This window comes from Kitasatospora sp. NPDC096140 (assembly GCF_040303045.1).
Lineage (GTDB): Bacteria > Actinomycetota > Actinomycetes > Streptomycetales > Streptomycetaceae > Kitasatospora.
On sequence record NZ_JBEOUW010000111.1, the window covers coordinates 1 to 1,692 of the forward strand.

Genomic DNA, 1,692 nt, shown 5'->3' on the forward strand with positions numbered 1-1,692 from the left:
AGAAGCGATTCCCAAATCGAAGGTAGGGTCACGTTTTCCCTGGTGAGGCGTGTGGTTGCCGCTCGGTAGGCATGCTCGGACCGCTGTGTTGGTGCGGGGCGTGGTCGGAGGTGGCGGATGCCGTCGGTGCTGGGAGTGCTGGAGCGACGCGAGCGGGCGGCGCTGGCCCGGGCGGAGGAACTACGGGCCGAGCTGGAGCGGGTGCAGGCCGCCGTGGTGGAGGCGGATCAGGCCGCGCGGCGCGCGGTCATCGCCCGGGAGGAGACCGTGGCGGCCCTGGCCGAGTTGGCCGATGAGGCTGTGGTGCCCGAGGCGCCAGCCGGCGGGCCGGTGGTGGAGCCGACCGCGGGATCTGCCGGGCCGCGGGTCGAAGTGCCGTTCTGGCGTGCTGGGTTGGGGATCGAGGTGCTTCCGCCCGACTACGCGCGGATCGTGGGCCTGGTCGAGCGCGACGCGGCCGACGGCGGGGAGGGCGTGCGGGCCCGGGCGATGCGCGGGCATCTGGGCTGGCCGGAGAGTGATGCAAAGGAGCAGGCCGCGCGGTTTCGGGCGAAGCGGCTGGTCGAGCGGGGCTGGCTGGCCGAGGAGCGTCCGGGTCTGTTCAGGCCGCGGACCGCTTGACGCGGCGGGGCGCGGCGGCTCCGGATCGGGCCAGGCAGCGGGTGGCCGGGATGCTCGCGGCCCACCAGGCCATCGCCTCGGCGCTGTCGATGCGGGTCTCGTAGTCCCGGGCGAGGCGGCGGGCCCGGATCAGCCAGGAGAAACTGCGTTCCACGACCCAGCGGCGCGGTAGCACCACGAACCCTTTGGCGTCGTCGCTGCGTTTGACGACGGTCAGCGCGAGGGCCAGCACGCTGGTGGCGAAGGCGACCAGCCAGCCGGTGTAGCCGCCGTCGGCCCAGACCAGGGCGATGCGGCGGTGCTGTTCGCGCAGTTGTTCAAGGAGGTCGCGGCCGGTGTCGTTGTCCTTGACCGACGCGGCGGTGACGATGACGACGAGCAGCAGGCCCAGGGTGTCCACGGCGATGTGTCGCTTGCGGCCGTTGATTTTCTTGCCCGCGTCGTAGCCGCGGGTGGCCGCGCCGACGGTGGCGTCGGCCTTGACCGACTGTGAGTCGATGATCGCGGCTGTGGGCTCCTCCTTCTTCCCGGCCAGCTCGCGCAGGCGCTTGCGCAGGCGGCCGTAGAGCTCCTTGATGAGGTCGTTGTCGCGCCAGCGGCGGAAGAACCGGTAGACGGCCCGCCACTTGGGGAAGTCGGTGGGCAGGCTGGCCCAGCGCACGCCCTCGGCGACCAGGTAGCGCACCGCGTCCAGTATCTGCCGGTGGCAGAAGCCCTCCGGGCGGCCCCCTTGCCCGTTCATCCAGGCCGGCACCGGCAGCAGCGGCCGCACGATCGCCCACTCGGCGTCGGTGAGATCGGAGCCGTAGCGGCGGGCCCGGTCCGGCTGGTCGGCGGCATTCCCGAGCTGGTGTGCGAGGCAATCGCACGACATGCCGGAGCTGGACGCTGACGCAGCGGGCACGCCAGAGTGGAGCACGAGGGCCTCCTGGTTGTTCGTTGACTCGACATCACCGAACTGTGCAAGAGGCCCTTCTTCTATGCGCCGGCCGCGGACTGATCACCCGAACGAGCCTGATGCGCACGGAAGTTCGAGCGGCAGCCATGTCCCCCGGTTTGGGAATCGCTTCT

2 protein-coding genes are annotated in these 1,692 nt (G+C 71.3%); one reads left to right on the forward strand and one right to left on the reverse strand.

The window, feature by feature from the left end; genetic code table 11:
• The first annotated feature begins 117 nt into the window (after window positions 1-117).
• Window positions 118-621: a hypothetical protein gene (locus ABT048_RS41625; RefSeq protein WP_350526859.1), complete on the forward strand. Its 504-nt coding sequence runs from the start codon at window positions 118-120 to the stop codon at window positions 619-621.
• On the opposite strand, the gene ABT048_RS41630 is transcribed toward ABT048_RS41625, so the two are convergent.
• On the reverse strand, window positions 602-1,495 hold the full coding sequence (locus tag ABT048_RS41630; RefSeq protein WP_350526860.1) for an IS5 family transposase: 894 nt from the start codon (window positions 1,493-1,495) through the stop codon (window positions 602-604). The two genes, ABT048_RS41625 and ABT048_RS41630, sit on opposite strands and share 20 nt — an antisense overlap.
• Between the last annotated feature and the right edge of the window lie 197 nt (window positions 1,496-1,692).